This is a genomic window from Pseudomonas aphyarum (assembly GCF_028657055.1).
Classification (GTDB): domain Bacteria; phylum Pseudomonadota; class Gammaproteobacteria; order Pseudomonadales; family Pseudomonadaceae; genus Aquipseudomonas; species Aquipseudomonas aphyarum.
In genome coordinates, this window is sequence record NZ_JAMDGS010000012.1 from 198257 (window position 1) to 216976 (window position 18720).

Below are 18720 nucleotides of genomic sequence, written 5' to 3' on the forward strand. Positions count from 1 at the left end.
GGTTTACATGCCTTGCACCGCAGGTAGAATGGCGCCCTTCCCACATCAGCCCGAGCGGACTTCATGGCGTTGCCGACCTTACGGATCATTGGTTTCATCATCGGCATCTTCCTGATCACCCTGGCCATCGCCATGGTCGTGCCCATGGCCACCCTGGTGATTTTCGAGCGCACCGGCGATCTGCCGTCGTTCCTCTGGGCGAGCATGATCACCTTCGTCGCCGGCCTCGCGCTAGTGATTCCCGGGCGTCCGGAACACATTCACCTGCGCCCCCGGGACATGTATCTGCTGACCGTCAGCAGCTGGCTGGTGGTGTGCATCTTTGCCGCGCTGCCGTTTTTGCTGACTCAGCACATCAGCTACACCGACTCGTTCTTCGAAAGCATGTCCGGCATCACGGCCACCGGGTCGACCGTGCTCAACCATCTGGACGACATGTCCCCCGGCATCCTGATGTGGCGCTCGCTGCTGCACTGGATCGGCGGCATCGGCTTCATCGGCATGGCGGTGGCGATCCTGCCGCTGCTGCGCATCGGTGGCATGCGCCTGTTCCAGACCGAATCCTCGGACCGCTCGGAAAAGGTCATGCCCCGCTCGCACATGGTGGCGCGGCTGATCGTGGCGGCGTACGTGGGCATCACCATTCTCGGCAGCCTGGCGTTCTGGTGGGCGGGCATGAGCCCGTTCGATGCGATCAACCACGCGATGTCGGCGATCTCCACCGGCGGGTTCTCGACCTCCGACCAGTCCCTGGCCAAGTGGACGCAACCGGCGGTGCACTGGGTCGCGGTGGTAGTGATGATTCTCGGCAGCCTGCCGTTCACCCTGTACGTGGCGACGCTGCGCGGCAACCGCCGGGCGCTGATCAAGGATCAACAGGTGCAGGGTTTGCTCGGCATGTTGCTGGCAACCTGGCTGGTGCTCGGCACCTGGTACTGGTGGACCACTAATCTGCATTGGCTGGACGCGCTGCGCCACGTGGCGCTGAACGTGACGTCGGTGGTCACTACCACCGGCTTTGCGCTGGGGGATTACAGCCTGTGGGGCAACTTCTCGCTGATGCTGTTCTTCTATCTGGGCTTCGTCGGTGGCTGTTCCGGCTCGACGGCGGGCGGGATCAAGATCTTCCGTTTCCAGGTTGCCTACATTTTGCTCAAGGCCAACCTTAACCAGTTGATTCACCCGCGGGCGGTGATCAAGCAGAAGTACAACGGTCACCGTCTCGACGAGGAGATCGTCCGGTCGATTCTGACGTTCTCGTTCTTCTTCGCGATCACCATCTGCGTGATCGCCCTGCTGCTGTCGCTGTTGGGCGTGGACTGGATGACTGCACTGACCGGCGCCGCCAGCACCGTGTCCGGTGTTGGCCCGGGCCTGGGCGAGACCATCGGCCCGGCCGGCAACTTCGCCAGCCTGCCGGATGCGGCCAAGTGGATTCTGTCGTTCGGCATGCTGCTCGGCCGACTGGAGATCATTACGGTGTTTGTACTGTGTATTCCGGCGTTCTGGCGTCACTGACCGCGTTCGGCGCTTCCAGCAAGCGCGCCCGGTAATCGCCGGGCGTGGTATCGAACCAGCGGCGGAAGGCGCGGAAGAAATTGCTCGGGTCGGCGAACCCCAGCAGATAGGCAATTTCCAGCAGGGTCATGCTCGGCTGCGCCAGGTATTGCTCGGCGAGTTCGCGGCGGGTGTCGTCGAGCAACTGCTGAAAACTGGTGCCCTCCTCCTGCAAGCGCCGTTGCAAGGTACGCTGCGACAGATGCAGGGTCTGCGCCACCGTATCACGCTTCGGTTCCCCCTGCGGCAGCAGGCGGCACAGCACCTGACGCGCCTTGTGGGTCACGCGGCTTTCGGAAAACCGCGCCAGATATTCCCCGGCAAACCGGTCGTGCAACAGCGCCATCGCTTCGTTGGCGGTGGGCAGCGGCGCTTCCATGTCGGCCCGTTCGAAAATCAGCGCGTCGTACGGCGCGTTGAACACCAGCGGTGCATGGAAGGCTTGTTTATAGGGTTCGAGATCATCCGGTTCGTCGCCCTGCACCAGCACTTTGCGCGGGTGCAGCGTGCGTCCGGTCAACCAGCCGCACAGCGCCAGCGCGCAGGCCAGCGAGGCTTCGGCACTCTGCCGGGTCGGCGGCAGATGATCGCCATGCACCGTCAGGATCAGCGCATAACCTTCGTCGAGCAGGCGAAAACTCAGGTCGGCACTTTCGGCGATGATCCGCTGATAACGCACCAGTCGCTGAAAACCTTCCGCCAGTGTATTGCTGGACATCAGCGCATAGCCCGCGACATGGAACGAAGCCGGCCGCACCACCTTGCCCATGTTCAGGCCGATGGCGGGATTACCGGACAGCTCGACCGCCCGTTGCCAGAGTCGGGTCATGGAATCCTGTGGGAAGCGTGCGTCCGGATCCTCCAGCGCCGCGTAGTCGAGCCCCAGCTGTCTGAACAAAACCCGGCAATCCAGGCCGTCCATTTCCAGTGCTTTGACAATCCCCATCGCCCAGCTTGCAGATGTCGTTCGTTCGCTCATGGCGTTTTTTCTTGGATGACATGGTGAGCCGCATACTACGGCCGATTTCCCAAGGATAGTAAAGTGGCGCCGATTGTCACTGGCCGACGCCATTGATCACTCTAGACTCAAATAAGCTACCCGCCGAACAACTTGCAATCAGAACAATAACCACAGAGATCGCAGTCGTGGAAACCATCAAGCATTTCAACAGCTTCGCCGAGTTCTATCCGTATTACCTCAGCGAGCACAGCAACAGCACCTGCCGTCGTCTGCATTTCATCGGCACGACGCTGGTGATCTTCATTCTCGCCCTGACTATCGCCAAGGGCGCCTGGCTGTTGTTGCTCGCCTTGCCGCTGGCCGGCTACAGCTTTGCCTGGGTCGGCCATTTCTTTTTCGAGAAAAACCGCCCGGCCACCTTCCAGCACCCGTTCTACAGCCTGCTCGGCGACTTCGTCATGTACCGCGACATGATCCTGGGCCGCGTGCCGTTCTAGAAATTCCGACCATGAGGACTGCCGATGAATGCCACTGCCCGTTTCACCCACATGAAGGACGGCACACAGGACGACTGGGCGATCATTGCGGCGGATTTCAGCGCCTACGCCCGTCAGTTGCCGGGCCGGATCATGGCCCACCTGAAACTGCTCGAAGGCGATTTCGGCGGTTTCCCGGTGGATCGCCTGACCCACTCGCTGCAAACCGCGACCCGCGCCTTTCGCGACGGGCGCGATGAGGAATACGTGGTCTGCGCCCTGCTCCACGACATCGGCGACACCCTTGGCTCCTACAATCACCCGGACATCGCCGCAGCCATCCTCAAGCCGTTCGTCAGCGCCGAGAACCTGTGGATGGTGGAAAAGCACGGGATCTTCCAGGGCTACTACTTCTTCCATCACCTGGGCATGGATCGGCACCTGCGCGAGCAATTCAGCGACCACCCGCAGTTTCTGGCGACCGCGGAGTTCTGCGCCAAATATGACGCGGCAGCGTTCGACCCCGAGTACGACACCCTGCCGCTGAGCTTCTTCGAGCCGATGATGGAAAGGCTGTTCGCCCAGCCGAAGAACTCGATCTACAAGGCGGCGATGGAAGAGCACAGTCCGGCCTGAGTTGATTTGAAAACTCAGGCCAGTTCGGCAACCTTCGCCGCTTTCAATTCCGCTTCCCGCGCCTGCGCATCGGCCAGGCGATACAGCTCGATCGTGCCGTCCCAGTGCTCGATCAGCGCCGTGCATGACTCCACCCAGTCGCCACAATTGAGGTAATCCACTTCGCCGACCTTGCGGATCTCGGCGTGGTGAATGTGCCCGCAGACCACCCCGTGCAGCTCACGCTTCACGCATTCGTGAGCGATGGCTTCCTCGAAGTCGCTGATGAAACTGACCGCGGTCTTCACCTTGTGCTTTAGATAAGCCGACAGCGACCAGTAGCCGTAACCGTATTTCGCCCGCCAGTGATTGAGCCAGCGGTTGAGGGTCAGGGTGAATTCATAGGCCGAATCGCCGAGGAACGCGAGCCAGCGGTGATAGCGAGTGATCACGTCGAACTGATCGCCGTGAATCACCAGCAGATGCCGGCCATCGGCGGTGACGTGGACTGCCTCGTCGACCAGCTGGATATTGCCCAGAATCAGTTTTGAATAGCGGCGCAGGAATTCGTCGTGGTTGCCGGTGACGTAGATCACCTCGGTGCCGCGCTTGCTCATGGTCAGCAAACGGCGGATCACGTTGGTGTGCGCTTGCGGCCAGTACATGCCACCGCGCAGTTTCCAGCCGTCGATGATGTCGCCGACCAGGTAGATCTTGTCGGCGTGATAGCCCTTGAGAAATTGCGACAGATGCTCGGCCTGGCAATCCCGTGTGCCCAGGTGCACGTCGGAGATCCACAGGGTGCGAACCCGTTGTTTACGGCTGGGTCTGGCGAGCTCGGCGCTGGTCATGGGCAACCCTCTGCGATGTTTTCGCCACTCTGCGCGCGCCCGGTTAATCGACCATGACAGGTATGCGTCAGTCGTGTGACAAACGCGTCGCCCCTGCGCCGGTGTAGACTGGCGGCTCGCCCGGAGACCGCCATGCAACCGATCCTCACCCTGCGCCATTACAGCCACGACCTGATCGCCCACAGCCACGACCACGCGCAACTGGTGTTCGGCCTGTCCGGCGCGCTGGATTTCGAAGTCGAAGGGCGTGGCAGCCAGGTATTGCAGCAGAGCTTCGTGGTGATCCCCGCCGGCGCGCATCACGCGTGCGGCAGTCCCAAGGGCAGCCGCTGTCTGGTGCTGGATGTGCCCGACGAACAATGGCTGACGCGCTCGCTGGGCGACCACGCCGATGCCAGCCGCCGTCTGCTGGACAGCGCCGCCCGGTTGTCGCTGGATGCCGGGCAAGGTCAATTGGTCAACTGGCTGGCGAACAGCCCGGTGGACGATCCGCTGATTGCGCAACAAGGCGCGGTGTTGCTGCTGGCAAGCCTGAACCACGTGCCACCCACCGAAATCGTCGCGCGCCGCCTGCCCTACGCGGCACTCGATGCGCACATCGAGCAGTACGCGGCCTATCCGCTGCAAGTCGCGGATCTGGCGCGCGTCGCCGGATTGTCCAGCGCCCGGTTGCATGCGCGGTTCGTCGCTGAATGCGGGCAGACACCGATGGACTACATTCGCAGTCGCCGGCTGCACAAAGCCGTGGCGCTGTTGCGCAACACCACACTGCCCGTCGGGGAAGTGGCCAGTCGTGTCGGCTACAACTCGCAAAGTGCCTTCTCGGCCGCCGTCCTGCGTGAATTTGGCACCTCTCCTACACAATTGCGACGCGAGGCTGACGACAAAAGTCGATAGCCTGCCGACAGACTTTTCCGTCGATACACGCTTCAATGTGTGCCTGTAATCGTGTTTGGAAAAAGGACTGCAATGACTCCCCGTACCGCCCTCGGCGCCCTGCATATCGGCGCACTGATGTTCGGCCTGACCGGCGTCTTCGGCAAACTCGCGGCCGCAACGCCCGCCGTCATCGTGTTCGGACGCGCCGCGTTTGCCGTGCTGGCTCTGGCCTTTTTTGCCCGTTTCGCCCAACAGGGCGGCTGGCAGAAACTGCAGGCCATCGACTGGCGGCGACTGGCCCTGAGCGGCGTGCTGCTGGCCGGGCACTGGGTGAGCTTCTTCATTGCGGTCAAGGTTGCGGGTGTCGCCATTGCGACACTGGGCTTCGCCAGTTTCCCGGCCTTCACGGTGATCCTCGAAGGGCTGATCTTCCGCGAACGCATCCGCATCAACGAAATCGTGCTGGTGGTGCTGGTCAGTGTCGGACTGGTGCTGGTGACCCCGGCGTTCGATCTGGCCAGCGGCGCGACCACCGGCCTGCTCTGGGCGATCCTGTCCGGCCTGCTGTTTTCCCTGTTGTCCCTGACCAACCGCGCCAGCTCCGGGCGCATCCCGGCGGTGCAGGCGGCGCTGTGTCAGAACGTGGTGGTGGCGTTGTGTCTGCTGCCGGTGGCGGCGCCGCAACTGAGCGAAGTGCGGGCCATCGACTGGTTGTGGATCGGTCTGCTTGGGGTGTTCTGCACCGGCGTCGCCCACAGCCTGTTCGTCGCCAGCCTCGCGGTAATCAAGGCGCGCACCGCCGCGGTGGTGTTCGCCATGGAGCCGGTGTACGGGATTACCGTGGCCTGGCTGCTGTTCGATGAAGATCCGACCCTGCGCATGTTGATCGGCGGCGCGCTGATCATCGTTGCGATCGTGGTGTCGAGCCGGATGTCAGGCAGCAGCGACAAGAAAACCGTCGCGGCCGAAGCCGCCTCTCACTGAGTACGGTCGTTGTGGCCGAGGTCGCGGTCAGGGTCGATCTGGTCACGTACCCGCTGCTTGAGCACCTTGGCCTCGGGGAAACCGCCGTCGACCTTGCGTTCCCAGATCTGCACGTCGTTGCAGGTAATGTGAAATATCCCGCCGGTGCCCGGCACCAGTGACACTTTGCCTAAATCGTCGCCGAAGGTGCTGAGCAGCTCTTGCGCCAGCCACGCGGCGCGCAACAGCCACTGGCATTGCGTGCAATAGGTGATGACGATTTCCGGTTTTGTGACGGTCATGATCGCTGAAACTCCTGAGCCAGAGGGCGCCGCTATAATAGCCGGCTTTATCGCTCGCCCCGAGACTCACGATGCGCCGTCTTCTGATCTGCCTGTTGCTTGGTTTCCTACCGCTGTTCGTTCATGCCAGTGAGGCAACGCGCCCCAAAGTCGGTCTCGTTTTGTCCGGCGGTGCGGCCCGAGGGCTGGCGCACATCGGTGTGCTCAAGGCCCTGGAAGAACAAGGCATCAAGATCGATGCGATTGCCGGCACCAGCATGGGCGCAGTGGTCGGCGGGCTGTACGCCTCGGGCTACAAGATCGACGAGCTGGAAAAACTCGCCCTGACCATCGACTGGCAACAGGCGCTGTCCGACGCCCCGCCCCGTGAAGACGTGCCGTTCCGGCGCAAGCAGGACGACCGCGACTTTCTGGTGAAACAGAAACTGAGCTTTCGCGATGACGGCAGCCTCGGCCTGCCATTGGGCGTGATTCAGGGCCAGAACCTCGCGTTGCTGCTGGAAAGTCTGCTGGCCCATACCAGCGACACCCGGGATTTCGACAAACTGCCGATCCCGTTCCGCGCCGTGACCACCGACATTGCCAACGGCGAAAAAGTGGTGTTCCGCAAGGGCCACCTGCCCCAGGTGATCCGCGCCAGCATGTCGATCCCGGCGGTGTTCGCACCGGTCGAGCTCGACGGCCGATTGCTGGTGGATGGCGGCATGACCGACAACATTCCCCTCGATGTGGCCCGTGAAATGGGCGTCGACGTGGCCATCGTGGTCGACATCGGTACCCCGCTGCGCAACCGCAAGCAACTGGTGACCGTGGTCGATGTGCTGAACCAGTCGATCACCCTGATGACCCGACGCAACTCCGAAGAGCAACTGGCGACCCTGCACCCCGATGACGTGCTGATCCAGCCGCCACTGGCGAGTTTCGGCGCCACCGACTTCGGTCGCGGCCAGGAGATGATCGACGCCGGCTACCGCGCGACCCAGGCCCTGAACGTGCGCCTCGCGCGCCTCAAACCCGTGCAGTCGCAGGACGCCGAACTCAACGCCGCCCGCGCACCGGGCCAGCGAACGCCGATCATCACCGCGATCAAGGTCGAGAACGACTCGAAAGTCGGCGATGACGTGATCCGCTACTACATCCGCCAGCACATCGGCGAGCCGCTGGATCTGGGCCGTCTGCAAACCGACATGGGCACCCTGTACGGCCTCGATTACTTCGAGCAGGTGCAATACCGCGTGGTGCACAAGGGCGCGGATCACACGCTGGTGATCAGCGCGCGCGGCAAACGCACCGGCACCGATTACCTGCGGGTCGGCCTCAACCTGTCGGACGACATGCGCGGCGACAGCGCCTTCAACCTCGGCGCCAGTTACCGCATGAACGGCATCAACCGGCTCGGCGCGGAATGGCTGACCCGGGCGCAGATCGGCGATAAACAAGAGCTGTACAGCGAGTTCTATCAGCCGCTGGATGTGGGCTCTCGCTACTTCGTGGCGCCTTATGCGTCGTTTGCCGCACAGAACGTCGACGCGGTCCTGGACAACGATCCGATCGCCCAGTATCGCGTCGAACGCTACGGCTTCGGCCTCAACTTTGGCCGGCAGATCGGCAACAGCGGCGAGGTGCGCTTCGGGGTCGGCGAAGCCTGGGGCAAGGCCGATGTGCGGATCGGCGATCAGGATCTGCCGAGCGAGAATTTCAACGAAGGGTTCTACGCGCTGAAGTACTCCTTCGACTCGCTGGACAACGTCTACTACCCCCACGAAGGCGAAGACATCGGCCTGACGCTGGTGCAGTTCGAACCAAGCCTGGGTTCCGACACGCGCTACCGGCAGTGGGAATTCAAACTGGACAAGGCCATGAGCAGTGGCCCAGACACGCTGATTCTGGGTGGCCGTTACGGCCGCACGCTGGACGATGCCAACGTGGTGACCTCCAGCTTCCTGCTCGGCGGCGCCCGGCAATTGTCCGGTTTCCGCGAGGACGCGATCTCCGGGCAGAACGTCAGTCTGATGCGTGCGGTGTATTACCGCCGCCTCACCCCGCGTTCATACCTGCCACTGGATTTCCCGCTGTACGCCGGCGCTTCGCTGGAGCGCGGCCGGGCCTGGAACAACGACAATGAGTTCGACAGCGGCTACATCAACGCGGCCAGTGTGTTCATCGGCTTCGATACGCCGCTGGGGCCGCTGAACTTCAGCTATGGCCTGAACGATGCGGATGAACAGGCGGTGTACCTGAACCTCGGCCAGACCTTCTGACAGCGGTCAACGAATCCCCGCCAACAGCGTGCGCGCCGTTTGCTTGAGGGGTTCGTCGGCTTCCTTGAGCAGTTCGTTGAGCAAGGCAATAGCGCTGTCGATATCGCCGTCGTCGATGCAGGTCTGGGCCTGTTCGAGTTTGCCGGCGTTGGCGGTGTCCGAGGGTTCGGGTTCCGTGGCGTTCAGCTCCAGTGGCTCCAGCTCCAGTGTCGGGCCGGGATCGCCAAACTCGTTGAGAAAGTCCTCGTCCAGCGGCTGCGTTTCCGGTTCGACGATCCATTCCAGCTCGGCGGTTTCGGCGTCGTCGGACAGGGTTTCCGGCAATTCGAAATCCTGTGGTAGTACCTGCAGATCGGACCCGAGCGTTGATGGCGGCTGTTCAGGTGCTGTGGTGGCCGGGCGAGTTTCTTCAAGATCCCAACTGGAGGCCATCGAGAGCTGATCCAGGTTCAGTTCGAAATTGTCTTCGGGTTCCGGCTCCACAGGCGTTGCGGGTTCGATCGGCAGCGCGGCAATCACCGGGGCCACCGCCACCAAAGGTGCGGCGCTGACCAGTTTCGGGTAGCGGGCGCGAATCTCCTGCAAGCGCTGATCCTCGACCCCGAGCTGGCGCAGGCGGTTTTCTTGCTCGTCATAGGCCGGCGTGTCGCCCTGCCGCCCCAGCACTTCAAGCAATTGCACGCCGAGGTCGATGCGCTCCGGTTCCCGCTGCAACGCATCGCGCAACAGGCCGGCAGCCTCGCCCAAGCGTCCGTAGGCGAGATAAATGCCGACCGCTTCCAGTACATCGCCGTTGGCGTGTTCCTCGCGATGTTCGACAGCACTGTGAACAGTACTCGGCTGCATCGGTTCGGTGTCATCGACCGGGGGCTCGTTTCGTACCGGCAGGAACGGTGTCGGCGCCTCAGACCCTTGCGCCTGCTGGCGTTGCCGACGCACATACAGCCCTGCCACCAGCAATCCCAGTACCAGTAGCAGTCCGCCGAGCAGCGGCCAGTTGAGTGAATCCTCCTGAGACTCGACCGGGGCAATGACCGGCGCTGGCGCAGGCGTCACGGGCGCTACCGGTGCCGGCGGCGCCTGTTGCACTTCAATCAGACGGGCCTGCAAATCACCGAGCTGTTTCTTGCCGTCAGCGATCAGCACTTCCTGGGCCTGAAGCTTCACGTTCAATTCATCGATGGTTTTTTGCAGTTGCTGATTCTGCACAAGGCTCGCCGCCAGTTGCTCAGCCTGCGCGTCGGCGACCGGAGCCGGTGGCTGAACAGGCGCCGCAGGTTTGGCCGGCGTGGTTGCGGTGGGAGCCTCGGGGGTCGGGAATTCCGACGATTGCGCACGCGCAGTTGGCTCGTCGGTGGCCGGGACAATTCCCGGCGAGCCCGGCGGGTCGATCAGCACGGTGTATTCGCGCAGCAGATGGCCATTGGGCTGATCGAGCTGCACCAGGAAATTCAGAAAGGGTTCGTTGACCGGTTTGCTGGACGTCACCCGGATCATGTTGCGATTGCCACGCAGGATCGGAGTGAACTTGAGGTCATTGAGAAAGAACACGCGCTCGATGCCGGCGCGGCCAAACTCATCCGCCGAGGCCAGACGGACCGTCAGTTCGCTTTCACTGACGCCCCCGACATCCACCAGGGCAATGTCAGCCTTGAGCGGCTGATTGAGGGCTGAATGCACGGTGATGTCACCGAGCCCCAGCGCCAATGACGCGGTGGACCAGGTGAGAACACCAGCCACCCACAGCGAGTTGGCGCAACGCAGTACCACGTGCCGACTTCCGAGCATGAGCATCCCTTAAATAAGCAAAACCGACTTCTATGCGTTCGCACATCCGGTACGAACACGATATTGCCCAGTAGTTCTTATAGTCTGCCCAGCGCGATCTCTCAAAAAAACGGCACGCGGTTGTGCCTCAAGACTTTTCCAGATTGGCCAGAATGTGCCCGTGAACCCGCATACACACCTTCAGATCCGCCTCGTCGACGCCTTCGAACAATTCCTTGCGCAGTTGTGTAGCGATGGTTTCGATTTGTTCGATCAGCGGCAGGGCCGGTGCGCACAACACGATTTTTTTCGCCCGGCGGTCTTCCATCACGGACTGGCGTTGCACCAGGCCCTGGCTTTCCAGGCTGTCGAGCAGACGGGCCAGGGTCGGCCCTTCGACGCCGACGCTTTGCGCCAGCTCCCGCTGGGTCGGCGCCTCTTCGAAGCGCGCCAGATGCAGCAGCACCAGCCAGCGTGCCTGGGACAAGCCCAGACCGGCCAGCCGGCGATCCAGTTCGGCACGCCAGCCACGGGACATCTGGGCCAATTGCATGCCAAAACGGTGTTGATCGGTTAACGGCATAAAACACTCATGATTAGACTGAACAAATAGAGAAAAACTAATTATTAGTCAGCTAAGCATGACATTTGCCTATAGGCAAGAGGCGTCCTGTACTGAATCGTTACAACCGTATAACGGTTGGCACAAACGCCCTCTTACATTTCAAACTCGGATTGCAGCGCAGCCCGCACGCAGTAAAGCACGCCTTCCGGTACGCGACCGGCAAACAGCTCGGCCACTTCGGCGACCGACGGCAACTCGCCTTCGCCGTCGAGGAACGCGTCCTGGACTTCGCCCATCAGGTCTTCCGGCAGATCCAGCGCCTGTTCCAGCGACAGCTGCTGTTTGCCGATGGCTTCGGCAAGCATGGTGTAGACGTTCTTTTCCGAGCACTGCAACTGACCGGCGATCTGCAACGGCGTCATGCCGGCGCGGGCCAGGGTGATCAGTTCGTGGCGCACGTCGGCCACCACTTTCGGCGCCTCGGCCTCGCCGCCGAGCACTTCGAGGAAGGCCTCGCCGTAACGCTCCAGCTTGCGCGCGCCGACGCCGCTGACCCGGGCCATGTCCGCCAGCGAGGTCGGCTGGCTGCGGAGCATTTCCAGCAGGGTCGAGTCGGGGAAGATGACGTACGGCGGCACGCCATGTTCTTCCGCCAGTTTGCGCCGAAGGGCGCGCAAGGCTTCCCACTGTTCCCGTTCTTCACCGCGCACCAGTTGGCTGGCCGGGCTCTTGCTGCCGCTCTTGGCGGCGACTTGCGGCTTGAGGTCGCGGCGCAGCTCCAGGCTCACTTCGCCCTTGAGCAGCGGCCGGCAAGTGTCGCTCAGGCGCAGCCCGCCATAACCTTCGTGATCGACATCCGCCAGGCCGCGAGCAACCAACTGGCGGAACAACGAGCGCCATTCGCTCTCGCTCAGCGCCTTGCCGACGCCGTACACCGACAGGTGCTGATGGCCGAAGCTGCGGACTTTTTCGTTGTCCTTGCCCAGCAACACGTCCACCAGATGGCCGACGCCGTAACGCTGGCCGGTGCGATAGATCGCCGACAGCGCCTGACGCGCAGGCTCGGTGGCGTCCCAGGTCTGCACGCCGTCGGTGCAGTTGTCGCAGTGGCCGCACGGCTCGGGCATGTCTTCATCGAAATACGCCAGCAGCGCCTGACGGCGGCAGCGAGTTTCTTCGCAGAGCGAGAGCATGGCGTCGAGCTTGTGTTGCTCCAGACGCTTGTGGCGCTCGTCGCCTTCGGAGTTCTGCAGCATCTGCTTGAGCATCACCACGTCTTGCAGACCGTAGGCCATCCACGCGTCTGCTGGCAGACCGTCACGGCCGCCACGTCCGGTTTCCTGGTAATACGCCTCGAGGGATTTCGGTAGGTCGAGGTGAGCGACGAAGCGTACGTTGGGTTTGTCGATGCCCATGCCGAACGCCACGGTGGCGACCATGATCAGGCCTTCCTCGTTGAGGAAGCGCTTCTGGTGATAGGCGCGCAGATCGTTGGGCAGACCGGCGTGGTACGGCAGCGCCGGGAAGCCCTGTTCGGTGAGAAACGCGGCTACCTCTTCCACCTTCTTGCGCGACAGGCAGTAGACGATGCCGGCATCGCTGCGCCGCTCGGCGAGGAATGCCAGCAACTGCTTGCGCGGCTGCTCCTTGGGCACGATGCGGTAGAAGATGTTCGGCCGGTCGAAGCTCGACAGGAAACGCTCAGCGTTCTGCAAATGCAGGCGAGTGACGATCTCTTCGCGGGTGCGTTTGTCGGCGGTGGCGGTCAGGGCAATGCGCGGCACGTCGGGGAACATTTCCGCCAACTGCCCCAGTTGCAGGTATTCCGGGCGGAAGTCATGGCCCCATTGCGATACGCAGTGCGCTTCATCGATGGCGAACAGTGCGATGTTCAAGCCTTGCAGGAACGACAGCATGCGCGGCTGCACCAGACGCTCCGGCGCCAGATACAGCATTTTCACTTCGCCGCGCTTGATCCGGTTGGCGAGGTCGCGCTGTTGTTCAGCGCTTAATGTGGAGTTCAACGCGGCGGCGGCCACGCCCAGCTCTTCGAGGGTGGCGACCTGATCGTCCATCAGCGCGATCAGCGGCGAGACCACCACCGCCAGGCCGTCGCGCAGCAGCGCCGGCACCTGGAAGCACAGGGACTTGCCGCCGCCGGTCGGCATCAGGACAAGGGCATCACCGCCACTGGCCACGCGCTCAATGATTGCACCCTGACGGCCACGGAAACTGTCGTAGCCGAAGATGTCCTTGAGGACGCGTTGAGCCTGTTCGAGCATAAAAACTCCAAAAATCCACCGAAACATCCCTGCACAGGCTGGTTCAAGACAGCCGAGGCTGCTTTAAACAAAACGTAAGCGCGCATTGCATCGCGCCCTACACCATCAGCCGCGACACCGGCAGGGATCGCAAAGCGCGGCAGTATACCCGAGCCCTCCCCGGCAAAGGGCACCGCCGATAAGAAGCTTGTGCGGGCAAATCTGCCGTGCGGCTGGCTTGAGGGCTCAAGAAGGCCTAGAATTCCCGCATTGTTTATTCCCCCAAGGTAGCCCTTTAATGTCCTTCGCCGAGCAACTAACCCGCCTGCAAGTCTTCCTCGACGCCGACGAGCTGCATGAAGAGGCGCTGGACTACGTGGCCGCTCACGGCTACCTGACTGCGCTGTCGATCTGCGCCGACGTGGTGCCGGATCGTGAGTGGATCGACGCCCTGTTCGCCGAAGAGCCGCATTACAGCAGCGAAGCCCAGCGCGAAGAGATCGAAGCCACCCTGATCGGCCTCAAGGCCCACATCGCCCGCCAACTGGCATCGGATGAAGAATTCGAGCTGCCATGCGAACTGGACCTGGGCGACGACCCGGACGATTCCGAACTGCGCGGCTGGTGCATCGGCTTCATGGAAGGTGTGTTCCTGCGCGAAGCGGCCTGGTTCGAAACCGCCGAAGAAGAAGTCAGCGAAATGCTCCTGCCGATCATGGTCGGTTCGGGCCTGTTCGACGAACAGCCTGAGTTCGAAGACATCGCCAGGGACGCCAACCTGATGGACGACATGATCGTGCAGATCCCGGAAGCCCTGACCGCGCTGTACCTGCTGTGCCAGGCGCCCGACGAAAAACCGGCGATTCTCAAGCCACGTCACCACTAAGATCCGGCCTATGGACAACCCCATAGGCAACCGCCCCCTGATGTTGCGCTACATCCTGCTGGCCATTGGCTGGCTGAGCGTGGCATTAGGGGTGATCGGGATTTTCCTGCCTGTTCTCCCCACTACCCCCTTCCTTCTGCTGGCAGCCGCCTGCTTCGCCCGCAGCTCTCCGCGTTTCTATCAATGGCTGGTCGAGCATCCCCGGCTCGGGCCATGGATCCGCGACTACCTCGACGGCAACGGCATTCCGCTCAAGGGCAAGGTCTACGCAATCGGGCTGATGTGGGCGAGCATTCTGTTCTCGTGCTACCTGGTGCCGCTGGTGTGGGCGCGGGGGTTCATGCTGACCAGTGCGGTGCTGGTGACGATTTATATCTTGCGGCAGAAGACCTTGCGTAAATCCTGAGGCGCCCCGCACGGTGACCGCTCGTCGAAAACCCTCGTACCCCTGTCAGATCTGACAGTAGGCAGGTACAGGCGTCAGCGCTCTAATCGTTCGTCAACGGTGCCGGCATCCAGACATTCGGGCCCCCCCTAGCGAAGGTGCGCACTCATGAACAGCTCCGTCAATACACCCGATCCTGATTCCCCAGTGCAGGAAGTTGTATTTCCACCTGAAACCGGCGGCATACGCGTTAATAAGATAGATCCTCCCTTCGTCATCGGCCACAAGCTTCAGAATGATGGCGCACAAGGTATCAATATCAGCATGGTGGAAAGTGATGAAAAGGGCCTGTTGGCCTACCACTTACCCCACCAGGACATGGACCGTGGAGAGAGAGTTGAGGTCAAGCTCGGCGGAACAGTTGTCGCGAATATCAACATCAAGGATGAGCATTTCGATGATCAAGGGAATGCCAAACCCATTCCTTACAACATATCCATCGATGACATGTACTCCACGTTTCCCCCTTTGCAACCCCAGAACGTGAAATGCCAGTCGGAGGTTTTCAGACTGAGCGGAAACTCTGAAAAGTCCCCTGAAACTGATCTCTGCTTTCTGAACCCCAAGCCGGGCGAACCCGACACGGACCACGCCGAACCACACAATCAGGGCCTGGGGCTGGTCGAATGTTCAGAAACAATAATCGACAAGACGGTGGTTGAAGAAGGGCTGACACTGACCGCGCCTGAGTATTTCAACTCAAACATTGGTGATGTAAGAACCATCACGCTCGGCCCACTACGCTGGGAGATTGAAAACACCACACCCGGCGGCGCTATCGACATTGACGTAACCCCCGAAGAACTCGCAACCCTCCCCGCCACCGACAAGCTACTCGCACGCTGGATGGTGCGCGACCGGGTCCACAACTTCAGCGGGTGGTCGGGCGCGCTCAGCATCATCTTCAAGCCTTTGGTGAAACTGCTGACACCTCCCATCATTGAATTGGCCGATGAAAACAATGTGGTCCATCACGACCAACTGAACGGTAGCTCCCTGCCGATACTGGTCACCGGGGTCTTTGCAATCGGTCAAATCATCAATTTAACAATCAAGGGTTTTACAAAGACGGGTGAGGCCGTAAGTCATACCTATAGTCGGACAGTCGCGAGTGCCAGCAGGACCGAAGTTTTCGACATGGAAGACTGGCGAGTGCAGAACCTGATCGGTGGTAACTTCGAGGCCACTTACGAATGGATCAAGGGAGGCGTCAGCCAACATTCGAAACCAGCCTCTGCCACGGTTTCTGGCGTCGCCCAGCCCTTGGCGGCACCGACCGCGACACCGCAGATCGAAGGCGTCATTCGCGTGGATGCTGCTTTGGTAGAAGTACGCTGCGCTGAATACTGGCCCCTTGTTAAAGGCGCAAGAGTCGAACTCAGCTGGCAGACTGAGGATAAGGAAGGTGTCCCGACACTGTTTGTATTCCGGCAGCCGATCGTCGATCCGACACGAGAGATCGTATTTAACGTAACGCCAAAATACTTTGCCCAATTTCCCGACTCCGAACTGGTGCTGCAATGCTCGATTACCAACCCAGGCAAGCCGACGGTTGTTTCCGATCTGAGTGAATTGAAAATTGGACTTTACAAAGACGCCACTCTCACGCCGCCAAAACTGTTAGAGCCCCAACCGCTGAATCCACTCGGAGCCGAGGCTACTGTGGAAGCCGAATTCCCCGGCGCAACAACGGAACATCGGGCGAGACTGGTCCAGACAGATGCTCCAGCAAACTCGCCAGATCTCGGAATCAAGCCCTTCGACAAAGACAAACGTGCCACCTGGAAGCTGGATCGCAACTTCCTGATCAGAAACCACGGCACGACGTTCAAGATGCACTGGAACCTGCGCTTCAAAGGAGAAAGGGTCGCGTCATCGCCGACTGAGGAAATCACGATTGCTCCCATTCCGGACTACAGCAATAACTTTCCCACCCCGACGATCGACGGAGTACAAGGCATTGTAGAAGTAAAGAAACTGACGGCAGCCAACCTGTTGCGAGTGCCGCCATGGCCAGGTCAGGCACCGGGACAAGCCAGGTTTCTAAGGTTTGAAGGCACCCATAAAAACGGCACACAAGTGAGCTATCAAGCGCTCAACGGCCAGGTGACAGGAGCAGAACAGGGCTCGACCACGGCACTGATACTTGCCTGGTTTCTTGATCTGAAAGACGAAACCGCCCTGAATATATCTTTCTCGGTCATTCTCGGCCCGGGACAAAAACCCCTGCTGTTTCCAAAACAAACATACCGGGTCGAATCGCTGGACGAACGGCAACCGGTCATCTCCAACGTTCAAGCCCCTCAAGGGGAGGTTCCTCACAACACCGAAACGATATCAACGGCCCTGACCATTTACTGTCGTGGCACCCCCGATGAGAACATTGAAATCCTGTCCAACGGCGTGGTCCACAACGTCGCCCGTACCAATAGCGCTGGCATCGCTCCTGGTGTTCAAGTGACCGTAAGTAACTATGACGCCTACAACACGATCGTTGCCCGAGCGCAATATGGCAACAAGCTTTCGTCTCCAGCCCGCAGCGTTATCCTTCGCCGGCCGTTATATATCGATACCACGCGCAGGCTTTTGAATGGCGTCGTGTGCCATACCGGCTGGGGCCAAACAGGTGCCAGATGGCCAGGTAACTGGCTGCAACTCAGCCCTCTTTATGGCGTGGGCCAGCGTACCTTCAGTTCGAGCAATCCCGCCGTGGTCTCCGTTGACGCCAACGGACTTGTCACCGGACGCAGCTGGGGAGCCGCGTACATTTATATCCAGGACAGGTTCACAACCCATGCGATCTACGTGGACTCGATCAACATCTACAGACTGGTGGCAAGCGGGGGGGCAGGCACATCTCACCAGGGGGCGGTCAACTGGATGAACTCTATCGGCGGTGTGCCGATTAACGCCGCCTGGTCGGGGATGACGACTGTATATGGGCCCACTACAAACTGGCCACTCTGGCAGCACGCTGTGCACTGGATGTGTGAAGGAGCAGGTTGCCCCGCTGGCCATGGGCAAGCCTATCACCACAATAATAAAGGTATCCTCTGCTCCCCGGCGGGAGCTTATCCATGGCAAGCCTGGTGCATGGTGCGGGCCTAGACAGCAGAAACAGAAACCCGCGTTCCCTTTCAAAAGTGAGCGCGGGTTTGTTGTTTCAGCACCTTCGAAAACAGCTGTTGAAGAGTGTTGAAGATCATGTCCGCAAAGCCACGCCACCTTGCGCCTTTGCCTACGCATCCGCCAGAATCCGCCGGCTTGTGCGCCTTGGGGGCGGGTTCTATTGTTTGGCGGTCGCTGAAAAGCAGCGATCGGGTTTAGCGATCCGACTCCCTACAGACGCAACAATTGCCCAATCCCGATTGCAGTCTCTTCTCTGCACTTGGCGTAATGGTGGCTGTGCGTGGGAGACCTTCGGGTCTACCCGGGGTTTCTGTGACCCGGATCGCTAACCTGCGTACAGCCGCCACCTTTACTTGTTTAGCGATGAGTCGTGGCGGCCAAATCCAATCACGGAGATTCGCCATGATCAAACCAACGCCAAACCCACCCGAAACCGACACCACCTCGCCCTACGAAACCCTCGACTCCAAGAAATTCCACGAAGCCGCCGAGCGCGCCCTCGATCACTACCTCAATCCCCTCCTCCCCCGAAAACCGCTGCTCAAACCCAACACCCGCTACCTCATCGCCCCCGGTATCGACAGCGAAGAACTGCTGGCCGATGCCTGCGAAACCCTGACTTCGGCCAAGACCATGGCCAATGACTTCGCCGGGCTGGTGGATGGCTCGCATCGGCATGTGCTTTTGGGGATTGCGCAGCTGATCATGCTGGGGGAGCTGGCGGTGAATCGGGTGCTGGATAATCTGGAGTTGAAGGCTGAGGCGCCTGCTGTAGCTTGACCGCCGCCTGATCCAAGAAAAA

The 18720-nt window shown here is 60.9% G+C and carries 16 protein-coding genes; 10 read left to right on the plus strand and 6 right to left on the minus strand.

Annotated elements, in window-relative coordinates; genetic code table 11:
- Positions 1 to 63: 63 nt before the first annotated feature.
- On the plus strand, positions 64 to 1518 hold the full coding sequence (locus M5G18_RS18225; RefSeq protein ID WP_007958377.1) for a TrkH family potassium uptake protein: 1455 nt from the start codon (positions 64 to 66) through the stop codon (positions 1516 to 1518).
- Here the strand turns inward: M5G18_RS18225 and M5G18_RS18230 are convergent.
- A complete protein-coding gene (locus tag M5G18_RS18230) occupies positions 1475 to 2536 on the minus strand; it encodes an AraC family transcriptional regulator (protein ID WP_205350853.1) in 1062 nt (353 codons plus the stop codon). The two genes, M5G18_RS18225 and M5G18_RS18230, sit on opposite strands and share 44 nt — an antisense overlap.
- Positions 2537 to 2703: 167 nt before the next feature.
- On the opposite strand from M5G18_RS18230, the gene M5G18_RS18235 reads away from it, so the two are divergent.
- Positions 2704 to 3015, plus strand: coding sequence for an Mpo1-like protein (locus tag M5G18_RS18235; RefSeq protein ID WP_127797264.1), 312 nt, complete (start codon positions 2704 to 2706; stop codon positions 3013 to 3015).
- A gap of 24 nt (positions 3016 to 3039) precedes the next feature.
- Positions 3040 to 3630, plus strand: coding sequence for an HD domain-containing protein (locus M5G18_RS18240; RefSeq protein ID WP_085605701.1), 591 nt, complete (start codon positions 3040 to 3042; stop codon positions 3628 to 3630).
- A 14-nt stretch (positions 3631 to 3644) separates the two neighbouring features.
- Here M5G18_RS18240 and M5G18_RS18245 read toward each other — a convergent pair whose 3' ends face one another.
- The gene (locus M5G18_RS18245) at positions 3645 to 4460 is read right to left on the minus strand and encodes a UDP-2,3-diacylglucosamine diphosphatase (RefSeq protein WP_007958385.1); all 816 of its coding nucleotides are present in this window, start codon (positions 4458 to 4460) and stop codon (positions 3645 to 3647) included.
- A 132-nt stretch (positions 4461 to 4592) separates the two neighbouring features.
- Between M5G18_RS18245 and M5G18_RS18250 the strand changes: the two genes are divergently transcribed.
- Together M5G18_RS18250 and M5G18_RS18255 are read left to right on the plus strand one after the other, a co-directional pair.
- Positions 4593 to 5357 carry an AraC family transcriptional regulator gene (locus M5G18_RS18250; RefSeq protein WP_273896617.1) on the plus strand — a complete coding sequence of 255 codons (765 nt, stop codon included), beginning with the start codon at positions 4593 to 4595 and terminating at the stop codon, positions 5355 to 5357.
- Positions 5358 to 5429: 72 nt separating this feature from the next.
- On the plus strand, positions 5430 to 6323 hold the full coding sequence (locus tag M5G18_RS18255; RefSeq protein WP_273896616.1) for a DMT family transporter: 894 nt from the start codon (positions 5430 to 5432) through the stop codon (positions 6321 to 6323).
- On the opposite strand, the gene M5G18_RS18260 is transcribed toward M5G18_RS18255, so the two are convergent.
- Complete coding sequence (locus M5G18_RS18260; protein ID WP_273896615.1) at positions 6317 to 6604, minus strand: Rdx family protein; 288 nt, start codon at positions 6602 to 6604, stop codon at positions 6317 to 6319. The genes M5G18_RS18255 and M5G18_RS18260 overlap by 7 nt on opposite strands.
- Before the next feature lie 71 nt (positions 6605 to 6675).
- Here M5G18_RS18260 and M5G18_RS18265 point away from each other — a divergent pair, with 71 nt between their 5' ends.
- Entirely contained in the window at positions 6676 to 8865 is a 2190-nt protein-coding gene (locus M5G18_RS18265) for a patatin-like phospholipase family protein (RefSeq protein WP_273896614.1), read from the plus strand.
- A gap of 6 nt (positions 8866 to 8871) precedes the next feature.
- Here the strand turns inward: M5G18_RS18265 and M5G18_RS18270 are convergent, their stop codons facing one another.
- The 3 genes from M5G18_RS18270 to recQ form a co-directional block, all read right to left on the minus strand.
- The gene (locus tag M5G18_RS18270; protein ID WP_273896613.1) at positions 8872 to 10653 is read right to left on the minus strand and encodes a motility hub landmark protein FimV; all 1782 of its coding nucleotides are present in this window, start codon (positions 10651 to 10653) and stop codon (positions 8872 to 8874) included.
- 127 nt (positions 10654 to 10780) lie between these two features.
- Positions 10781 to 11215 (minus strand): MarR family transcriptional regulator, encoded by a 435-nt coding sequence (locus M5G18_RS18275; protein ID WP_039765478.1) that lies wholly within the window; start codon positions 11213 to 11215, stop codon positions 10781 to 10783.
- 134 nt (positions 11216 to 11349) lie between these two features.
- Positions 11350 to 13479, minus strand: a complete 2130-nt coding sequence (gene recQ, locus M5G18_RS18280) for a DNA helicase RecQ (protein WP_273896612.1) — start codon at positions 13477 to 13479, stop codon at positions 11350 to 11352.
- A 277-nt stretch (positions 13480 to 13756) separates the two neighbouring features.
- Here recQ and M5G18_RS18285 point away from each other — a divergent pair, with 277 nt between their 5' ends.
- The 4 genes from M5G18_RS18285 to M5G18_RS18300 all read left to right on the plus strand — a co-directional run bounded on the left by M5G18_RS18285 (position 13757) and on the right by M5G18_RS18300 (position 18698).
- The gene (locus M5G18_RS18285; protein WP_085605689.1) at positions 13757 to 14344 is read left to right on the plus strand and encodes a UPF0149 family protein; all 588 of its coding nucleotides are present in this window, start codon (positions 13757 to 13759) and stop codon (positions 14342 to 14344) included.
- Between the two features lie 10 nt (positions 14345 to 14354).
- Entirely contained in the window at positions 14355 to 14750 is a 396-nt protein-coding gene (locus M5G18_RS18290) for a YbaN family protein (RefSeq protein WP_273896611.1), read from the plus strand.
- 147 nt (positions 14751 to 14897) lie between these two features.
- Positions 14898 to 17897, plus strand: a complete 3000-nt coding sequence (locus M5G18_RS18295; protein WP_273896610.1) for an Ig-like domain-containing protein — start codon at positions 14898 to 14900, stop codon at positions 17895 to 17897.
- 423 nt (positions 17898 to 18320) lie between these two features.
- Entirely contained in the window at positions 18321 to 18698 is a 378-nt protein-coding gene (locus M5G18_RS18300; RefSeq protein ID WP_273896609.1) for a DUF6124 family protein, read from the plus strand.
- Positions 18699 to 18720: the final 22 nt, after the last annotated feature.